The following is a 13,995-nucleotide window of genomic DNA, read 5'->3' on the forward strand; positions in this document are numbered from 1 at the left end:
CCATAGGAGATCCCTGGTGCTCAAAGATCCCCTGTGGGAGCTAGCCCTGCTAGCGATTGAAGGCCACTCGGTTTTAGCTCAGACCCTCCAGCATCCGCACCACTACAACGTCTTCGTGAATTCCACAGACCCCTGTGGGAGCTAGCCCTGCTAGCGATTGAAGGCCACTCGGTTTCAGGTCAGACCCTCCAGCATCCACACCGCTACAGCGTCTTCGTGAATTCCACAGATCCCTGTGGGAGCTAGCCCTGCTAGCGATTGAAGGCCACTCGGTTTCAGGTCAGACCCTCCAGCATCCACACCACTACAACGTCTTCGTGAATTCCACAGATCCCTGTGGGAGCTAGCCCTGCTAGCGATTGAAGGCCACTCGGTTTCAGGTCAGACCCAGACCGCATCCCACAGCGGGTAGTCGCCAAGCTTTTGTACCAGTCCCGCCCGCAACGGGTTGGCGACGATGTATCGCGCCATTTTCACCAGATCTTCTTCACGCCGCAGCGCTCGGTCATGAAAGCCTTTCTGCCACAGCGGCACCTTACGGCCAGTCAGCCGATTTACCGTTTTGGTAGTCCTGGATTTGGTTTTCTGCATCAGGTCGCTCAATGAGCCTTGCTGTAATTCAATCAGCCAATGGAAGTGGTCGGGCATGACTACCCAGGCCAATGAATCCGCCTCACCTTGATGTTGCGCATTGCGGAACTGATCGACGACCAGCCGACCCAGAGTGAAATTCTCAAACACAGGAGTACGGCGATATGTGTTGGTTGTAAGCAGGTAGATTCGGTTGGTTTCATCGAAGCGGCCATGGCGCAGGCGATGTGAAGCGGGTAAATCAGGCATTCCTTGCCCTCCAATCAATTGGTCATGACAAGGCTAGTTCGGATGCCGCAATTAAGCCGTGCAGACCTTTGGCAAGATGTGTCCGTGAGACAGCAATCGCTAGCAGGGCTAGCTCCCACAAAAGATCCGTGGTGCTTGAAGATCCCTGTGGGAGCTAGCCCTGCTAGCGATTGAAGGCCACTCGGTTTCAGCTCAACCCTTTCGCACATGCGCCATTGCCAAAGGGGATTCGGGAATTCGCACAATCGGTGTCAGAGCAAAACCAGGCATAAAAAAAGCACCCGCAGGTGCTTTTTCATGAGCGGTCAGCGCAATCGACTGGATACATTCACCCGCGCCGCATGCAGCTTTTTATAGCTCTCAATCAACCGCAGGTGCCGGTCCAGGCCTTCCAGCTTCATGCTGGTCGGTGTCAGGCCGTAGAAGCGCACGCTGCCGTTGACCGAGCCAATCGCCGCGTCCATGCGTTCGTTGCCGAACATGCGGCGGAAATTGGCTTCGTAGTCTTCCAGTTCAAGGTCTTCGTCCAGTTCCATCTCCAGCACCACGTTGACGGCTTGATAAAACAAGCCGCGGTCGACAGTGTTGTCGTTGTATTGCAGGAAGGCTTCGACCAGATCCTTAGCCTGCTCATACTTCTGCAAAGCGAGGTAGATCAACAGGCGCAACTCGAGAATGGTCAACTTGCCCCACGGCGTGTTGTCGTCGAATTCGACGCCGATCAGCGTGGTGATCTCGGTGTAATCGTCCTGCTCGCTGTTTTCAAGACCTTGGGCAAGGTTGCGCAGGCCGACTTTGCTCAAGTTGTGCAAATTGAGAATGTCAGCGCGGAATTGCAGGGCTTTGTTGGTGTTGTCCCAGATCAGGTCTTCTACCGGGTAAATCTCCGAATAATCCGGCACGAGGATGCGGCAAGCCTTGGCGCCGATGTGTTCGTACACCGCCATATAGACTTCTTTGCCCAAGTCTTCAAGGATGCCGAACAACGTTGCAGCTTCTTCCACGTTGGAGTTTTCGCCTTGACCGGAGAAGTCCCACTCAACGAATTCAAAGTCCGCCTTGGCGCTGAAGAAGCGCCATGACACCACCCCGCTGGAATCGATGAAGTGCTCGACGAAGTTGTTCGGCTCGGTCACCGCTTGCCCGGAGAACGTCGGTTGCGGCAGATCGTTCAGGCCTTCGAAGCTGCGGCCCTGCAACAGTTCGGTGAGGCTGCGCTCCAACGCCACTTCCAGGCTTGGATGTGCGCCGAACGAGGCAAACACGCCGCCGGTGCGCGGGTTCATCAGGGTCACGCACATCACCGGGAATTCGCCGCCCAGCGAGGCATCCTTGACCAGCACCGGGAAGCCCTGCTCTTCCAGGCCCTTGATGCCGGCGAGGATGCTCGGGTATTTCTCCAGCACTTGCTGCGGCACGTCCGGCAGCGCCAGTTCACCTTCGAGGATTTCGCGCTTGACCGCGCGCTCGAAGATTTCCGACAGGCACTGCACCTGCGCTTCGGCCAAGGTATTGCCGGCGCTCATGCCGTTGCTCAGATACAGGTTTTCGATCAGGTTGGACGGGAAGTACACCACCTCACCGTCCGACTGGCGCACGAACGGCAGCGAGCAAATGCCGCGCTGGGTGTTGCCGGAATTGGTGTCGAACAGATGCGAGCCACGCAATTCGCCGTCGCGGTCGTAGATCTTGCGGGTGTATTCGTCGAGGATTTCACTCGGCAATTCGTCCTTCGGCCCCGGCTTGAACCATTTCTCGTCCGGATAATGCACGAATTCGGCGTTGGCGATCTCTTCGCCCCAGAACTGATCGTTATAGAAGAAGTTGCAGTTCAAACGCTCGATGAATTCGCCGAGGGCCGAAGCCAACGCGCCTTCTTTGGTCGCACCTTTGCCGTTGGTGAAGCACATCGGTGAATGCGCATCGCGGATGTGCAGCGACCAGACGTTGGGCACGATGTTGCGCCACGAGGCGATTTCGATCTTCATCCCGAGGTCAGCGAGAATCCCCGACATGTTGGCGATGGTCTGCTCCAGTGGCAGATCCTTGCCGGCGATGAAAGTGCCGGCGTCGGAACCGGCAACCGGCATCAACAGGGCCTGCGCATCGGCGTCGAGATTATCGACTTCTTCGATGATGAACTCAGGGCCGGTTTGCACCACTTTCTTCACGGTGCAGCGGTCGATCGAACGCAGGATGCCCTGGCGATCCTTGTCGGAAATGTCCGCAGGCAGTTCGACCTGAATCTTGAAGATCTGGTTGTAGCGGTTTTCCGGGTCAACAATGTTGTTCTGCGACAGGCGAATGTTCTCTGTCGGAATGTTGCGCGTGTCGCAATACAGCTTGACGAAGTAAGCCGCGCACAAGGCCGACGACGCCAGGAAGTAGTCGAACGGTCCCGGCGCCGAGCCATCGCCCTTGTAGCGGATGGGCTGATCGGCGATCACCGTGAAGTCGTCGAACTTGGCTTCAAGTCGAAGGTTGTCGAGAAAGTTGACCTTGATTTCCATGCGGGATTACCAGAATACGGCTAAACGAATGGCGGCCATTATCCGGTTTTTGCGCCGGAAGTCTCGCCCTTTCGGGATTGGCCGCTGGCCGGCCTCGCTGGCAATTGCGCGATATTCGCTACACTTTGCACAACTCCAGACGATGCCATCCAGCACATCTATCTGAACATTGTCCCCGTGCCATTGTTCTAGATTCAGAAGACACCGGATCAAGGACGAGCACATGGCCGTTACTCTCGCTGCGCAGCCAATCCCTACCCCGCAACGCGCGGTGACCCGACGTTTAGCCATCGCAATTGGCGCGCTGTTTGTCGCTGGCGTCATTGCGGCGCTGAGTACGTTGCTGGGCATCGCCAATCGCCTCGACACCCAGGATCTTGAGCAGACCCACTTCTACTCGGCGCGCGCGGTGGAAAACCGCATCACCGCCTCGAAAAACTACATCACCAGTTACGCCTACTGGACCCGCGCTTACGACGCTTTGAGCGGGCCGATCGACGTCGACTGGGCCTATACCGAACAGAACATGGGCAAGACCCTGTTCACCAGCGATGGCTACGACGGCGTGTTCGTGCTCGATCGCAACCGCACCAAATACGCGGTGATTCGCGGGCAAATGGTCGAGACCGATATATCCAAAGTGTTGCAGGCGTCCGCCTCGGCGCTGGTCGAGCAAGTGCTGAGCCAGCCCGACCTGACCAAACCGATCAGCAGCTATTCGCTGTTCGAAGGCTGGCCGGCGTTGATCACCGCTGCGGCAATCATTCTCAACGACGAACGGCCGCTGGACGAGCTGAAAAATACTTCGGTACTGGTGTTCGTCGACATGCTGACGCCGACCAAGCTGCGCAAGATCGGCGCCGGTTATGGTCTGAAAAATCTGACCCTGACCCCGGACGAGACCATCGAAAAGGGCCAGCCGAGCGTGCCGCTCGACAGCACCGGTTACAGTCTGGTCGCCGACCTGCAGCAGCCCGGTCAGCAAATGTTGTGGTCGCTGATCCCACCGCTCGGTGCGACGTTTGTCGTACTGATGCTGCTCACCGCTTATTTCTTCCGCCACGCTTTGCGCTCCTCGCAATACGTCGACAACAGCATCCTTGCGATGCAGTCGTCCAACCTGGCCCTCGAAGCGGCCAACCACGCCCTCGAAGCCAGTGAAGAACGCTTTCGCGCGGTGGCTGAAGCTGCGTCGGACTGGATCTGGGAGGTCGATGGCGAATTGTCGCTGACGTATCTGTCGGCACGTTTCAGCGAGGTCACCGGTTATCCGCAAGCGTTGTGGCTTGGACAGAACATCGGTGAACTGCTGTCGTGCGATACCACCCCGCTGGACCTGTGGCTGCGCAAACTGAGCGAAGAAAACAGTGCCGGCGACTTGCGCTGCACCTACCGCGATCACTCCGGTCAGCCACGCCACTGCCGGCTCTCCGCACGACCGATTTTCGACAAGGACACGGTTGTCGGCTATCGCGGCACGGCCAGCGACATCACCGACGAAGTCGCCGCCCATGCGCAGATCCAGCACCTGTCGATGCATGACGCCCTGACCGGTTTGCCCAATCGCAACAAACTGGCGCGCTATCTGGATGAAGTCCTGCTGCTGAAAGAACATTCGCCGCCGCTGTCATTGCTGATGATCGACCTGGACAACTTCAAACCCATCAACGACTCCCTCGGCCACCCGGCCGGTGATGCGGTGCTGCAGGAAGTCGCCGTGCGTCTGCGCGATTGCACCCGTGAACACGACATCGTTGCCCGTCTCGGTGGCGACGAATTCGTTGTGGTCCTCAATGGCATGGACAGTCATCACGAAATCGACAAGTTCTGCACGCGCCTGATCGGCAGCCTGCATCAGCCCATCCTTTATGAGCAGCATCCTTTGCACATTGGCGCGAGTGTCGGCATTGCCCTCAGCCGTCGTCACGGCTTCGTGGCCAGCGATCTGATCCGCTATGCGGACATTGCGCTGTACCAGGCCAAGTCCGACGGAAAAAACACCTGGTGTTATTTCGAAGCGCACATGAGCGATCAGATCCAGACCCGCCGGCAAATGGAAGACGACATGCGCCGCGCCCTCAAGCACAACGAATTCGTCCTGCACTATCAGCCGCGCTACAAGGTCGATGGCAAGCAGATCGTCTCGGTTGAAGCGCTGGTGCGCTGGCAGCATCCGACCCAGGGTTTGCTGGGTCCGGACGTGTTCATTCCGCTGGCCGAGCAGACCGACCTGATTGTGCCGCTGGGCCGCTGGGTATTGCGCGAAGCCTGCGAAACCGCGCTGGAGTGGCCGGCAGACGTCATGCTCTCGGTCAACCTCTCCCCTGCGCAGTTTGCCCTGAGCGATGTGGTCGAAGATGTGCGCGAGGTATTGGTCGAAACGCGTTTCCCGGCCAGTCGCCTGGAGCTGGAAATCACCGAAAACGTGATGCTCAACGACACCGACGGTGCGCTGACCACCATGAATTCCCTGAAAGAACTCGGCGTGCGCCTGAACATGGATGACTTCGGCACGGGTTACTCGTCCCTTGGTTACCTGCGCGCGTACCCTTTCGACGGGATCAAGATCGACAAGCGCTTCATCGCCTCGATCAGCAGCGGCAGCAACGACCGCGCGGTGGTCCAGGCAATCATCGGGCTGGGCAAAGCCATGGGCCTGACCGTGACCGCCGAGGGTGTGGAAACCGAGGAACAGTTGAACATCCTCGGCAAGGATCAATGCAACGAAGTACAGGGTTACTTCATGAGCCGGCCAATCGACAAGGCAGCGTTTGCCGATTTGTTGCGTGCTTCACGAATGGCGCCGGTCAGTCAAAAGGGTCGAGTGAGCTGAATGTCAGTCCTGTCTGGCAACGCGGACTTTGCCGCTGAACACGCGAAAACCGAAGGTGTTGTAAGCCAGCGTGACTGGAATCAGCACCGCGAAACCCACCAGCATGAACATCTGGCTGTTCGGGCCGGAGGCGGCTTTCTGCAAGGTGAGATCCGGTGGAATGATGAAGGGATACAGCGCAACCAGCATCACCGCGAACGCCAACACAAATACGCCGAGGGCAGCGAACAGCGGCACGCAGTCAAAGCGACTGCGAAAGCCTTTGCAGAACACCAGCCCTGACCCGCCGAGGATCAAACCTGCGGGCAACCACAAGCGCACGTCGACCAGCCGCCGGGCATATTGCGGCTGCAGCGTAGCCGTCCACACAATCAAAACCAGCAGCGACACCACGACAACGAGCGCTAGAACGCGGGCCTGGCGGGCCGAGTGTCGCTGCAGTTCATCCAGCGTGCGCCAATACAACCAGCACGTGCCCAGCCAGACGTAGCCGAGCACCAGCACCAAACCGCAGAACAGCGCGAACGGACTCAACCAGTCCAGACCATCGCCGGTGTACTGACCGCCCTCATGGCTAACCCCCTGAACCAGCGTGCCGAGCACCATGCCCTGAACGAATCCGGTGATCAGCGAGGCAACCGACAATACGCCGTCGATCACACGTTTGCGCCGTTCGTTCGGAGCGTAGTCGCGAAATTCCAAAGCCATTGCACGGGTGATCAGTGCCAGAAACATCACGATGAATGGCACGTATAACGCCGGCAGCAATATGGCGTACGCCAGCGGAAACAACGCCAGCAGCCCTCCGCCGCCGAGAACCAGCCAGGTTTCATTGGCGTCCCACACCGGCAGAATCGTCACTGCCATGGTTCGGCGCTGCTGACCGCTGGAGGTCAGCCCCATGAGCATGCCAACGCCGAGATCGGTGCCGTCGAGCAGCACGTAGTTCATCACGGAAAAGGCCAGCGCAGCGGCGCACCACAGGGTCAGCCAATCGGTATCCATGCCAGCCACTCCTTAATGCCCGGTTTCGTCGGCAAGCGTGGGCTGCGGCCCCGGTTGATCCTGCTTTGGCGGCTCCCGCAACAGGCGCAGCAGCACCCACAAACCGATGCCGAAAATCAACAGATAGAACAGCAGAATCAACCAGGTCGAGCCAATGACTTGCGCCTTGGAAACTGACGACAGGCTGTCCGCCGTGCGCATCAGGCCGTAGACGGTAAACGGCTGCCGGCCAACCTCCGTGACCACCCAGCCGCTGAGCATCGCGACAAATCCAGCGGGGGCCAGCAGCACGCAACTGTTCAGCCACGGGCGCGCCGTGTACAGGCGCTCACCTCGACGCAGGATCAGGCTGACCACACCCTGCCCGAGCATCAGCAGCCCCAGCCCGACCATCAGCCGAAACGCGAAAAACACCGGCGCAACTGGCGGGATGTCCTGCGCGGGGAATTCATCAAGCGCGGCGATGCTGCTGGTCAGGTCATGCTGCAAGTACAGCGAGCCGATACGGGGAATGGCGACCTCCCAATGGTTGCGGCGCTCCCGCATATCCGGCCAAGCGAACAGGCGCAGCGGCTCACCGGCACCTTCAACGGGGCGCGTCCACGAGCCTTCGATGGCCGCCACTTTTTGCGGCTGGGCATGCAAAGTGTGCCGGCCATGCAGGTCGCCCACCACAATCTGAATCGGCATCAACACGGCAATCACCCACAGCGCCATGGAAAATTGCAGGCGCGCGCGCGGGTTGTGCGTTGCCTTGCGCAATTGCCAGGCGCTGATGCCTGCAATCAAGGTTGCGCTGCCGATGAACACGGCGAGCAGCATGTGCGCCAAGCGATAGGGAAACGAGGGATTGAAGATGATTGCCCACCAGTCCTCGGCGAGGAAACGGCCGTCTGCGCCAATCGCGTAGCCGGCGGGGGTTTGCATCCACGAATTGGCGGACAGAATCCAGAACGCGCTGATCAGCGAGCCGAGCGCCACCGCGCAGGTAGCAAAAAAATGCAGACGCGGGCCAACCTTTTTCAGCCCGAACAGCATGATGCCGAGAAAACCCGCTTCGATAAAAAAAGCCGCCAGCACCTCATAAAACATCAACGGCCCGAGGACATCGCCCGCCTGCACCGACAGTCGCGACCAATTCAGGCCGAACTGATACTCCAGAATCAGCCCCGACGCCGTGCCCACCGCCACATTGAGGGCAAAAACCTTGAGCCAGTAACGGTAGACGTCGAGGTAAACCTGCCGCCCGGTTTTCAGCCACAACGCTTCCAGCACCATGAGGAAATTCGCCAGGCCGATGCTGAACGCCGCCAAGACGATGTGGAAGCTGATTGTGATCGCGAACTGGGCGCGTGCCGCCATCAGGGCTGAGTCAATGGGCTCCATTCAGTCATTCAGCCGCTGAAAAATACCGCGAGCTTGTTGCCCTCGGGATCGCGCAGATAAGCCACATAAAAGTCCGGCGTGTAGGCCTCGCGAGTGCCCGGCGGGCCTTCGTCGCTGCCGCCACTATCCAGCCCGGCCTTGTGCACTTGATCAACCTTGTGCCGTGAGTCCGCGCGAAACGCCGGCATCATGCCGTTGCCCGGCGTCGCCGGTTCACCATTGAACGGTTGCGAAATATGCACGCTGCCAGGACCGTTGGACTTGTCAGCGCAATCGGGCAGGTAAAAACAGTAATGTTCTTCGCGATCATGACGGTAGCCGAGCGGCGTCAGAATCGCCTTGTAGAAGGCTGCTGATCGCTCGACATCGTTGGCGCCGATAAACAGATAACTGAGCATGGGAAGTCCTCCGCTGGCCCTTTTCAGTGATGCGCCTGCTCATCGTTGAGGGTAAAGACGTTGCCAGCGTCGCGCACCAGTTGGCGCCATTCGGCGCTAGTGATCAGGCCTTGCTCCTCCATCTGATCCGCAGCCTTGAGCAGTTCATCGTATTGCTCTTCCGGATCCAGATCAGCCTCGGTCTGCTCCGCCAATTTGCGCCATGCCGCCAGTGATGCCTTTTTTTGCAGATCGTACATATGGGTATCTCCTGAGGGACTTACCCGGTAGAAAAATCAGCGCGACGGAGGTTCAGAGCAGACGACGGATGGACGCCAGGTTCTTTACTGAACCACTGCCATAGCCGGCAAGCGCTCAACAGCCCTCTGAATTTGTTTATTGACCAGCAAGGCCTGATCCGTGAGGTTAGGCCACGTCCGTTGGTTTGCCGTCAGCGGGCAAAAAACCCGAAACGCCATGTGTTCCCTTGGTTTCTTCTGACGTCGCACTGTTCATTGCCCGATTACCTGTTTGCTGGAGTTCTTTTCAATGCCATCGCCCAAATCCCTGCCCGCCGCCCTCCTCGGCCTTGCCCTCGCCTGCCCGGCGATGGCCGAGACTCAAGGTCTGGAACTGGGGCAAGTGCTGATTTCGGCAGATGAAAGCGGCGGCGCGGATGCTTCCGTTGAAGAGGCCAAGGCGCGCCTCGATCAGGTGCCCGGCGCGACCAACGTCGTCGACATGCGCCAACCGTTGCAGGGCCGCGTGGCGAGTAATCAGGACGTGCTGGCTTATCAGCCGGGGGTTTATGCGCAATCGGCGGGTAACGAAGGGGTGAAGATTTCCGTGCGTGGCTCGGGCATCAACCGTGCGCCGGGCGCTCACGCGTCAGGCCTGTACACGATGCTCGACGGTCTGCCACTGACCGGTCCCGGCGGCACGCCGTACGAATTGCTCGAGCCGCTATGGATCGATCACGTTGAAGTGCTGCGCGGCGCCAACGGTTTTGATCGCGGCTCGCTGGCGCTGGGCGGTGCCATCGATTACATCAGCCACACCGGTTACAACGCGCCGAAATTGCAAGTGCGCTACGCCACCGGCAGCCATGGTTATCAGCAGCGCCAGGTCAGCTCCGGGCAAGTGCTGGGCGACTTCGATTACTACGTGTCGCTGACCGATGCCAACGCCGACGGCTATCAGGATCACACCGCCAGCGAAAGCAAAGGCCTGATCGCCAACTTCGGCTACCGCTTCAATCCAAACCTGGAAACCCGCTTCTATATCCGCTACCGCGAGACTGACAACGACCTCGCCGGGCGCGTGACCAAGCATTCCATCGAACACTCGTCTCGCGCGGCCAATCCGTCCTACGTTGCGCGCGATGACAGCCGAAAACAGCCGGGCAGCACCTTCGTCGGCAACAAAACCACTTATTACATCGACGACGATTCGAGCATCGAGACGGGGCTGGTTTATCACGATTACCCGATGGATCTGCGCGAAGGCCCGAACCGCTTGAAAGTCGCCTACACCGATGTCAGCGGCACGTTCGACTACAAACGCCGCGACACTATTTTCGGCATGGAAAGCCGCAGCAACGTCGGTTTGCGCGTGACCAAACATCTGCCCAACGACGGCGCCAGCGAGTTCGTGCGCATCCCCACCGCCAACACCGCCGGTTACGCGCCCGGCACGCGCATGCGCAACTTCACGTATCAGGGTTCGGACACTGTTCTGCACTTTGGCAACGACCTGGAAATCGCCGACGACCTATGGTTGACCACCGGCCTCGCCGCCATTTACACCCGCCGTGAAAGCGACGTCACTTACCCGCAAAGCGGCGGCAAAACCAGCATGAACGACTGGGATTACGCACCGCGTCTGGGCCTGCGCTACCAGATCACGCCGGACCTGCAAGTGTTTGGCAACCTCAGCCGCTCGGTCGAAGCGCCGCATCCGTGGTCGCTGATCTACAGCTCCAACGTGCGCTTCCCGGCGGGTAACGGCGCCGCGACCGGCACGCAAAAAGATCCGATCGAACTGCAAAACCAGACTGCGACGACACTTGAGTTGGGTGGTCGTGGCGACAGCGCCGTCGGCGAATGGAGTCTGGCGTGGTACTACGCGCAGGTTCGGCATGAACTGCTTTCGGTGTTGCCGGATGCTACCGCCGTTACGCCCTACGAACTCAACGCGAGCCCGACCGTGCACCAAGGCGTCGAAGCCAGCCTCAACAGCAAACTCTGGTCGGCTGCCGATGGCCGTCAGCTGAGCTTGCGTCAGGCCTATACGTTCAGCGATTTCCACTACCGCGATGACGATCGGTTTGGCGACAACCGCTTGCCGGGGTTGCCGATGCATTACTACCAAGGCGAGTTGCGTTATGACTGGCCGCAGGGATTTTTCGCCGCGGTGAACACGCAACTGGTGTCCAAAGCAGCCGTGGATTACGCGAACAGCTACTACGCCGATCCATACGCACTGTTCGGCGCCACCCTCGGCTATAACGCACCGAAGGGCGATTGGCAGGGCTGGGTGGACATGCGCAATTTGAGCAACAAGCACTATGCCGCGACGGTCACGCCGGGGTACGACGACAAGGGCCTGGACGCCGCGCGGTCTACACCGGGTGAAGGGATGGGCGTTTATGTCGGGGTTTCGTGGAGTTTGCTGTGAAACCAGCCAGTGTTGACAATGGCTGACTGCCGAATGTGTTGACTGATCCATCGCCATCGCTTGCAGGGCAAGCCCCACACTGATTTGCGACAGGCACAGATTCAATGGGCCAACCCAAAAACCTGTGGGAGCCAGCCCTGCTGGCGATAGCGGACTGCCTGTGCCGAAAGTCTTGGCTGACACACCGCCATCGCTTGCAGGGCAAGCTCCCACAGGGGATTGGCGCTGTACCTTGGCTTTGTGATCTGCAAAAAACCTTCTGTGAAATCCGCATTGCGCTCAAGTTGTGAGTCGATAGCGATCACGCAATGCCATTGATGTGCCATCACTGAAATAGTATGTTACGCAAAATCCATCCCCCGTTTAACCGCCGCACAAGGAAGACTTCATGTCGCTCAAAGGAAAGATAATCTCCGGTTATCTCATCATCGGTTTGATCTACGCGCTCTACTCCTGGATGTTCAGCAGCTACTACTCCCATGCCAGTTTCGCCTACAACCTCGGCCGCGGGCTGGTGTGGCCGGCGTCGATGTTTCCTGCGCTCGGCGCATTCATCGGCGGCGTCGTGCTGGTCATCATCGCCGGCGCCTATGCGCTGAGTCGCCGCTAAGCGTTCTGCTGTTCACATTTCATTCAAGGACAAATGCTCATGAGCATGAAAAAGGTAACGCTGGCCGCAATGCTGGCAATGGCGCTGACGGGTTGCGGCGGTAGCAAGGACAAGGCCGAAGAGCTGGTCGAGGCCAGTGGCATGACCAAGCAATACGGCAGCATGGTCGAGATGGCCTCCGCCGGCTACGCCTCACGCTACCCGATGCTCGAGCGCGAGCAGATCCGCAACTTCGTGCGGGAAAACATCGATCCCGATGACTTGAAGAACATGGTCGTGGAAATCTATGCCGACCATTTCGACAACGATGAACTGGACCTGATGATCCGCGCCAACCAGCATCCCGAGCAGGCGATGGCGATTATCCTCACCTCGAAACAGGGCCGCGATCTGGCTGAAAAAGTCATGTCCATCCAGACCACCATCGCGCAAGACATGCGCGATGCGATGACCGACAGCGATGAGGCGATCGTCGATGCTCTGGATGATTTGAAGGACGAAGCGCAGGGCTGAAACTGCGTAATGACAGCAAGCGATCTCCGCCGGCCATGACCGGTGGAGATGCAGCTGCGGGCTCGTCAGCGTGAACGTCAGCCCTTCCAGCACGGATATAACTGATCCAATTTCCCGCACTCCCGCTTTTAACTCTCCAACTCCCGGTTTTCTGCCTAGACTTGCGTTTGTCCTGACTGACGAAAATGCTCAGTTATCGAGCCCTTCGAAAACAACAACAAGAGGAACCGTCCGATGCTCAGATCTCTTTACACAGCCCTCGCCTGTGCGTTTGCCTTAACTACCCTGAACGTGGCCATGGCGGCCGATCCGGTGATCATCAAGTTTTCGCATGTGGTTGCTGACCAGACCCCCAAAGGCCAAGGCGCCTTGATGTTCAAAAAACTCGTGGAGGAACGTCTGCCAGGCAAGGTCAAGGTTGAGGTCTACCCCAACTCCTCGCTGTTTGGTGACGGTAAAGAGATGGAAGCGCTGTTGCTCGGCGATGTGCAAATGATTGCGCCGTCGCTGGCCAAGTTCGAACAGTACACAAAGAGCCTGCAACTATTCGATCTGCCGTTCCTGTTCAATGACATCAAAGCCGTCGACCGCTTTCAACTGAGCCCTGAAGGTCAGGGGCTGCTCAAGTCCATGGAAAGCAAAAATATCACCGGCCTGGCGTATTGGCACAACGGGATGAAGCAACTGTCGGCCAACAAGGCGCTGCGTGTTCCTGCCGATGCCCGTGGGCTGAAGTTCCGGGTGCAGGCGTCTGCCGTGCTTGAAGAACAGTTCAAAGCGGTGCGTGCCAATCCGCGCAAGATGAGTTTCGCCGAGGTTTATCAAGGCCTGCAGACCGGTGTGGTCAACGGTGCGGAAAACCCTTACTCGAATATCTACAGCCAGAAAATGCACGAAGTGCAGAAGTTCATCACCGAATCCAATCACGGTGTGCTGGATTACATGTTGATCACCAACACCAAGTTCTGGAACGGTCTGCCACCCGATGTGCGCACTGAACTGGACAAGATCGTTGTGGAAGTCACCGCGCATGTGAACAAGGAAGCCGAGCAACTCAACGAGGGTGACAAGCAACGCATCCTGGCGGCGAAAACCACCGAGATCATTACCCTGACGCCGCAAGAACGCGAGCAATGGCGAGACGCGATGAAACCGGTGTGGAAGAAGTTCGAAGGCGATATCGGCCCTGAGCTGATCTCCGCAGCCGAAGCCTCCAACAAGGCGCAATAATCGCAAGGCAGGCGC

Annotated in this window: 11 protein-coding genes; 5 read left to right on the forward strand and 6 right to left on the reverse strand. The window is 58.5% G+C overall.

What is annotated here, in order from left to right:
* Positions 1-381: 381 nt before the first annotated feature.
* Positions 382-840: an REP-associated tyrosine transposase gene (locus EL257_RS15545; protein WP_126364062.1), complete on the reverse strand. Its 459-nt coding sequence runs from the start codon at positions 838-840 to the stop codon at positions 382-384.
* A 305-nt stretch (positions 841-1,145) separates the two neighbouring features.
* Positions 1,146-3,350, reverse strand: a complete 2,205-nt coding sequence (locus EL257_RS15550) for an OsmC domain/YcaO domain-containing protein (RefSeq protein ID WP_126364064.1) — start codon at positions 3,348-3,350, stop codon at positions 1,146-1,148.
* 223 nt (positions 3,351-3,573) lie between these two features.
* Here EL257_RS15550 and EL257_RS15555 point away from each other — a divergent pair, with 223 nt between their 5' ends.
* Positions 3,574-6,183 carry an EAL domain-containing protein gene (locus tag EL257_RS15555; RefSeq protein ID WP_126364066.1) on the forward strand — a complete coding sequence of 870 codons (2,610 nt, stop codon included), beginning with the start codon at positions 3,574-3,576 and terminating at the stop codon, positions 6,181-6,183.
* 3 nt (positions 6,184-6,186) lie between these two features.
* Here the strand turns inward: EL257_RS15555 and cydB are convergent, their stop codons facing one another.
* Genes cydB through EL257_RS15575 form a run of 4 tightly spaced genes read right to left on the reverse strand, consistent with a single transcriptional unit; the run spans position 6,187 to position 9,211 of the window.
* Positions 6,187-7,188, reverse strand: a complete 1,002-nt coding sequence (cydB, locus tag EL257_RS15560) for a cytochrome d ubiquinol oxidase subunit II (RefSeq protein WP_126364068.1) — start codon at positions 7,186-7,188, stop codon at positions 6,187-6,189.
* A 12-nt stretch (positions 7,189-7,200) separates the two neighbouring features.
* Positions 7,201-8,574: a cytochrome ubiquinol oxidase subunit I gene (locus tag EL257_RS15565; RefSeq protein WP_126364070.1), complete on the reverse strand. Its 1,374-nt coding sequence runs from the start codon at positions 8,572-8,574 to the stop codon at positions 7,201-7,203.
* Between the two features lie 8 nt (positions 8,575-8,582).
* Positions 8,583-8,972, reverse strand: a complete 390-nt coding sequence (locus EL257_RS15570; protein ID WP_126364072.1) for a VOC family protein — start codon at positions 8,970-8,972, stop codon at positions 8,583-8,585.
* Between the two features lie 23 nt (positions 8,973-8,995).
* Entirely contained in the window at positions 8,996-9,211 is a 216-nt protein-coding gene (locus tag EL257_RS15575; RefSeq protein ID WP_126364074.1) for a hypothetical protein, read from the reverse strand.
* Between the two features lie 289 nt (positions 9,212-9,500).
* Between EL257_RS15575 and EL257_RS15580 the strand changes: the two genes are divergently transcribed.
* The 4 genes from EL257_RS15580 (at position 9,501) to EL257_RS15595 (ending at position 13,980) form a co-directional block, all read left to right on the forward strand.
* Complete coding sequence (locus EL257_RS15580; protein ID WP_126364076.1) at positions 9,501-11,627, forward strand: TonB-dependent receptor family protein; 2,127 nt, start codon at positions 9,501-9,503, stop codon at positions 11,625-11,627.
* 388 nt (positions 11,628-12,015) lie between these two features.
* Positions 12,016-12,237 carry a hypothetical protein gene (locus EL257_RS15585; protein ID WP_126364078.1) on the forward strand — a complete coding sequence of 74 codons (222 nt, stop codon included), beginning with the start codon at positions 12,016-12,018 and terminating at the stop codon, positions 12,235-12,237.
* A 39-nt stretch (positions 12,238-12,276) separates the two neighbouring features.
* Positions 12,277-12,750: a hypothetical protein gene (locus EL257_RS15590; protein WP_126364080.1), complete on the forward strand. Its 474-nt coding sequence runs from the start codon at positions 12,277-12,279 to the stop codon at positions 12,748-12,750.
* Between the two features lie 234 nt (positions 12,751-12,984).
* Positions 12,985-13,980, forward strand: coding sequence for a TRAP transporter substrate-binding protein (locus EL257_RS15595; RefSeq protein ID WP_126364082.1), 996 nt, complete (start codon positions 12,985-12,987; stop codon positions 13,978-13,980).
* The last annotated feature ends 15 nt before the right edge of the window (positions 13,981-13,995 follow it).

It is taken from the genome of Pseudomonas fluorescens (assembly GCF_900636825.1).
Classification (GTDB): Bacteria; Pseudomonadota; Gammaproteobacteria; order Pseudomonadales; family Pseudomonadaceae; genus Aquipseudomonas; species Aquipseudomonas fluorescens_BG.

Bases quoted from the DNA above. Each gene is read 5' to 3' on its own strand.
- EL257_RS15565 (WP_126364070.1), bottom strand. From the start codon at position 8,574: ATGGAGCCCATTGACTCAGCCCTGATGGCGGCACGCGCCCAGTTCGCG.
- EL257_RS15580 (WP_126364076.1), top strand. From the start codon at position 9,501: ATGCCATCGCCCAAATCCCTGCCCGCCGCCCTCCTCGGCCTTGCCCTC.
- EL257_RS15585 (WP_126364078.1), top strand. From the start codon at position 12,016: ATGTCGCTCAAAGGAAAGATAATCTCCGGTTATCTCATCATCGGTTTG.
- EL257_RS15555 (WP_126364066.1), top strand. From the start codon at position 3,574: ATGGCCGTTACTCTCGCTGCGCAGCCAATCCCTACCCCGCAACGCGCG.
- EL257_RS15550 (WP_126364064.1), bottom strand. From the start codon at position 3,350: ATGGAAATCAAGGTCAACTTTCTCGACAACCTTCGACTTGAAGCCAAG.
- cydB (WP_126364068.1), bottom strand. From the start codon at position 7,188: ATGGATACCGATTGGCTGACCCTGTGGTGCGCCGCTGCGCTGGCCTTT.
- EL257_RS15595 (WP_126364082.1), top strand. From the start codon at position 12,985: ATGCTCAGATCTCTTTACACAGCCCTCGCCTGTGCGTTTGCCTTAACT.
- EL257_RS15590 (WP_126364080.1), top strand. From the start codon at position 12,277: ATGAGCATGAAAAAGGTAACGCTGGCCGCAATGCTGGCAATGGCGCTG.
- EL257_RS15545 (WP_126364062.1), bottom strand. From the start codon at position 840: ATGCCTGATTTACCCGCTTCACATCGCCTGCGCCATGGCCGCTTCGAT.
- EL257_RS15575 (WP_126364074.1), bottom strand. From the start codon at position 9,211: ATGTACGATCTGCAAAAAAAGGCATCACTGGCGGCATGGCGCAAATTG.
- EL257_RS15570 (WP_126364072.1), bottom strand. From the start codon at position 8,972: ATGCTCAGTTATCTGTTTATCGGCGCCAACGATGTCGAGCGATCAGCA.